General features: G+C 61.7%; 4 protein-coding genes and 1 pseudogene. All 5 read right to left on the bottom strand.

The window, feature by feature from the left end; all coding sequences use genetic code 11:
• Window positions 1-1344 (bottom strand): histidine--tRNA ligase (gene hisS / locus ACQKQA_RS29530; RefSeq protein ID WP_427564704.1); only part of this gene is annotated, 1344 nt, incomplete at its 3' end.
• 37 nt (window positions 1345-1381) lie between these two features.
• The gene (gene ispG / locus ACQKQA_RS29525; RefSeq protein WP_427564703.1) at window positions 1382-2491 is read right to left on the bottom strand and encodes a flavodoxin-dependent (E)-4-hydroxy-3-methylbut-2-enyl-diphosphate synthase; all 1110 of its coding nucleotides are present in this window, start codon (window positions 2489-2491) and stop codon (window positions 1382-1384) included.
• Window positions 2492-2494: 3 nt separating this feature from the next.
• Entirely contained in the window at window positions 2495-3529 is a 1035-nt protein-coding gene (locus tag ACQKQA_RS29520; RefSeq protein WP_427564702.1) for a RodZ domain-containing protein, read from the bottom strand.
• The gene (gene pilW, locus ACQKQA_RS29515; protein ID WP_427564701.1) at window positions 3529-4287 is read right to left on the bottom strand and encodes a type IV pilus biogenesis/stability protein PilW; all 759 of its coding nucleotides are present in this window, start codon (window positions 4285-4287) and stop codon (window positions 3529-3531) included. Before pilW ends, ACQKQA_RS29520 begins: the two co-directional genes overlap by 1 nt.
• A 12-nt stretch (window positions 4288-4299) precedes the next feature.
• Window positions 4300-4917 (bottom strand): annotated as a pseudogene (locus tag ACQKQA_RS29510) (23S rRNA (adenine(2503)-C(2))-methyltransferase RlmN); the annotation flags it as partial.
• Between the last annotated feature and the right edge of the window lie 93 nt (window positions 4918-5010).

Below are 5010 nucleotides of genomic sequence, written 5' to 3'. Positions count from 1 at the left end.
TGGATGCCCTGGCGCTGAACGGCAGCGTCGCCCTGGTGGAGTCGCCCTGTTCCTGGGCGATCCTGCGGCAATTGCAGGCGGCGAATATCCGGGTGCATCCCAGGCAATGCTTTGTTGTTCGCCCTGGCCACGCAGGGGTTTGAAACCTACCACTTGCTGAGCCAGTTCGTCGTCACCGAGGATCAGTGCGTACAGCGCACCGCTCTTGTCGGCCTTCTTGAACTGGCTCTTGAAGCTACCGGCGCCGGCATTGATCTGCAGGCGCAGGTTCGGCAATTGATCACGAACCCGCTCACTCAGCGCCAGTGCAGCCAGCTCGGCGGCTTCCCCGAAGGCACAGAGGTAAACGTCGACCTGGCGCGAAATCTCTTCCGGGACCTGCTCCAGGGTTTCCAGCAGCAGCACCAGACGCTCGATCCCCATGGCGAAACCGACGCCCGGGGTGGGCTTGCCGCCCATCTGCTCAACCAGGCCGTCGTAGCGGCCGCCGGCACAGACAGTGCCCTGGGCGCCGAGCTTGTCGGTGACCCATTCGAAAACGGTCTTGCTGTAGTAATCCAGCCCGCGCACCAGCTTCGGGTTGATCACATAAGGAATGCCGGCGGCATCCAGGCGGGCCTTGAGGCCCTCGAAGTGCACGCGGGACTCTTCGTCCAGGTAGTCGGCCAGCTTGGGCGCATCCACCAGTACCGCTTGAGTATCCGGGTTCTTGGTGTCGAGCACGCGCAGCGGGTTGGTTTTCAGACGGCGCTGGCTGTCTTCGTCCAGATGTTCCATGCGCGCCGACAGGAAGGTCACCAGCGCGTCGCGATAACGCGCACGGGCTTCCGCAGTGCCCAGGCTGTTCAGTTCGAGCTTGACCGCGTCACGGATGCCCAGCTCGCCCCACAGGCGCCAGGTCAGCACGATCAGTTCGGCGTCAATGTCCGGACCGTCAAGGTTGAAGACCTCGCAACCGATCTGGTGGAACTGGCGATAACGGCCTTTCTGCGGACGCTCGTGGCGGAACATCGGGCCGATGTACCAGAGCTTCTGCACCTGGCCACCGCCGGTGATGCCGTGCTCGAGCACCGCACGCACACACGCGGCGGTACCTTCCGGACGCAGGGTCAGGGAGTCGCCGTTACGGTCGTCGAAGGTGTACATCTCTTTTTCGACGATGTCGGTCACTTCACCGATGGAGCGCTTGAACAGTTCGGTGAACTCGACAATAGGCATACGGATCTGCTTGTAACCGTAGTTATCCAGCAGACGCGCAACGGTGCCCTCGAAATAGCGCCACAGGGGCGTCTGCTCGGGCAGGATGTCGTTCATGCCACGAATGGCTTGCAGAGACTTGCTCACTATAAATCCTTAAATTCGTTCGGCTCTTCAGTCGGGCTCAGCCGCGAGCGATCAGCGCTGCATCGGCTTCGACCTTTTCGGCCGCTTTCTCGCGGATCAGCTTTTCCAGCTCATCCACAAGATTGTCATTCGTCAGTTTCTGCGACGGCTTGCCGTCGATGTAAATCAGGTTCGGCGTCCCGCCGGTCAGGCCCACATGCGCCTCTTTGGCTTCGCCCGGACCGTTGACCACGCAACCGATGACCGCCACGTCCAGCGGTACCAGCAGGTCCTCGAGGCGCCCTTCCAGCTCGTTCATGGTCTTGACCACATCGAAATTCTGCCGCGAGCAGCTCGGGCAGGCGATGAAGTTGATGCCACGGGAACGCAGATGCAGGGACTTGAGAATGTCGTAGCCGACTTTCACTTCCTCGACCGGGTCGGCCGCCAACGAGATGCGAATAGTATCGCCAATCCCTTCGGCCAGCAGCATACCGAGGCCCACGGCGGATTTCACCGTGCCCGAGCGCAAACCACCGGCTTCGGTGATCCCCAGGTGCAGCGGCTGGACGATTTCCTTGGCCAGCAGGCGGTAGGCTTCGACGGCCATGAACACGTCGGAGGCTTTCACGCTGACCTTGAAGTCCTGGAAGTTCAGGCGCTCGAGGTGCTCGACGTGACGCAGGGCCGATTCCACCAGCGCGGCCGGAGTCGGCTCGCCGTATTTCTTCTGCAGGTCCTTTTCCAGGGAACCGGCGTTGACCCCGATACGGATCGGGATCCCGCGATCACGGGCCGCATCCACCACCGCACGCACGCGGTCTTCACGACCGATGTTGCCGGGGTTGATCCGCAGGCAATCGACGCCCAGCTCGGCCACGCGCAAGGCAATCTTGTAGTCGAAGTGGATGTCGGCAACCAGGGGCACCTTGACCTGCTGCTTGATACGACCGAAGGCCTCGGCCGCGTCCATATCCGGCACGGAAACCCGCACGATATCGACGCCCGCGGCTTCCAGGCGGTTGATCTGGGCGACGGTGGCCGCCACATCGTTGGTGTCGCTGTTGGTCATGCTCTGCACGGCAATGGGGGCATCGCCACCCACGGGTACCGAGCCGACCCAGATTTTGCGGGACTCGCGACGTTTGATTGGAGATTCGCCGTGCATGACTTATTGACCTAACTTCAGGCGAGCAGTCTCGCCACTGGTGAACGGAGCCACATCGATCGCTTGTCCGTTGTAGCTGATCTGCGCACCGCGGGCATAGCCCAGGCGCACGGCAAATGGCGGCTTGCCGGAAACATCGGCGGTCTCGCCCTTGCGCTTCAGGCCACTCAACAGCACTTTACCGCCGCCGTCGGTGATCTGGGTCCAGCAATCGGCTGTGAACTGGATCTGAACCTGGCCAGCGCCGGCTATCGGAGCCGCGACAGGTGCAGTTGGAGCGGCCGGCGCAGCAGGGACTGCGACCACAGGAGCCGCAGGGGCTGGCGCAACTGGAGCCGGAGCGGGCGCAGGTACCGCTGGAGCCACGACCACTGGCGCGGAAACGGGAGCAGCAGGCGCGACGGGGGCCACAACCGGAGCGCTCGGCGCAGGGGCCGTCGCCTCTGTCTGGGCCTGGCCTGGAGCCGGGGTTTCAGGCAGAGCCAGAGTGGTTTCGCCTTCGGTCTGGCCTTCCACGACCGCCTGGTCTTCCGGCTCGTCGATCGGATGAATCTGTGTGGTGCCGTCAGCGCCTTCGACCTCAACGTGTTCCTGATTGAGACCGATCAATTCCTTGGTACGCAGGGAAGTCTGATCCTGCCACCAGATGAAGCCGCCGCCAATCACCGCGATCAGCAGCAACAGGCTGACGATGCGCAAGATGGTGTGGGATACCCGCACGGGCTCTTCGATGCGGCCCAGGCTATGCACATTGCTACCCTGGGAGTCGGTGCCGGTGTATTGGTCGAAGGCCTGGACCAGAACGGCCTGGTCCATCCCCAGCAACTTGGCATAGGCACGGATATAGCCGCGGGCGAAGGTGTGCCCCGGCAGCTTGTCGAAAGCGCCGGCTTCCAGGTTGCTCAACGAGGTGGCGGTGAGATTGAGCTTGAGGGCCACGTCAGCCAGGGCCCAACCATTGCTTTCGCGGGCCTGACGCAGGGTCTCACCGGGGTTGACGCGAGTCGCTGCTAGAACTTCGGGATGCGCCGCTTTCATCATTGCTCCGACAGGTATTGCTGATATTCCGGCGTACCGGGATAGAGTCGTTTTAATTGCAGGCCGTAACTGGCGGCCTTGTCGCGATCTTCGAACACTGTTGCCAGCCGAACGCCGAGCAATAGACTACGTGCATTTTGCTCGCTCAGCAGGCTAAAACGATCGTAATAGTCGCGGGCGGGCACATAATGCCTATCTTCGAAGGACAACTCAGCCATTTCCAGCAATGCACGAGGCTGCTGGCGGTTCAGGCGCAGGGCTTTTTCCAGGTGTTGCCGGGCCAGTTCACGTTCGCCCAGCATCGTGGCGGTCATGCCAAGGTTTTCGAACACTCGGGATCGTTCGGGGTACAGGGTATCAGCAGCCGCCTGTTCAAAGCGCTGATAAGCATCTTTGTAACGTTTTTCTTCAAAAAGAAAGCTGCCGTAGTTGTTCAGGATGCGGGCATCGGTGGGACGCGAAGCCAGGGCCTTGCGGTAGTGCTGGTCAGCCAGCTCGGATTCCATCTCAGCCTGGAACACCAGCGCCAGGGCGGCATTGGCATCGGCATCCGACTCGTCCAGCTCCAGGGCCTTTTTCAGCGGCACTTTGGCCCGCTCGGTCATGCCTTGTTGCAGATAACCCAGGCCCAGCTGCACATAAGCCTCACGCGCCTCGTCCCGCCCCTTGCTTGTCTTCATCGGGTTGAAATCCCCCGAAAGAACACAGCCAGCCGACAGGCTGACAAAAAGCAGAAGCAGCGCGACGCGCAAGGTCATGGAGATCCTCTCTCAGGTACGATTCGCAGCGCTTTGCGGCATATCGGCATCGGCGCTCAACTCGCGCACGGCGATATAGCGTTCGCTACGACGGGTGCGGTCCAGCACCTGCCCTACCAGTTGTCCACAGGCCGCATCGATGTCCTCGCCGCGGGTGGTCCGCACGGTGACGTTGAAGCCTGCATGATGCAGTTGGTCCTGGAACCGGCGAATGGCGTTGTTGCTCGGCCGCTCGTAGCCGGAATGCGGGAACGGGTTGAACGGAATCAGGTTGATCTTGCAAGGAACGTCCTTGAGCAACTCGATCATTTCAGCAGCGTGCTCGACCTTATCATTGACGTCCTTGAGCAGGGTGTACTCAATCGTCAGCACACGTTTCTCGCCCAGCGCCGACATGTAGCGCTGGCAGGATTCGAGCAGCATCTTCAGCGGGTACTTCTTGTTGATCGGTACCAGCTGGTTGCGCAGCGCATCGTTCGGTGCGTGCAGGGACAACGCCAGGGAAACGTCGATGTGCTTGGCCAGCTCATCGATCATCGGGACCACGCCGGAGGTCGACAGGGTCACACGGCGCTTGGAAATGCCGTAGCCCAGGTCGTCCATCATCAGGCGCATGGCCGAGATGACGTTGACCCTGGATGCTGGCGCTCAGGGCGCGGGTTTGCTCCAGTGGCGCGGCGAACGCATCCGGGTTGTTGCCCCAGCCCTGGCACAGCATGTAGG

It is taken from the genome of Pseudomonas sp. NPDC089530 (assembly GCF_050280705.1).
In the GTDB taxonomy this organism is placed as follows: domain Bacteria; phylum Pseudomonadota; class Gammaproteobacteria; order Pseudomonadales; family Pseudomonadaceae; genus Aquipseudomonas.
The sequence above is the reverse complement of the archived record's forward strand: the minus strand, read 5'-3'. Positions and strand labels throughout refer to the sequence as shown.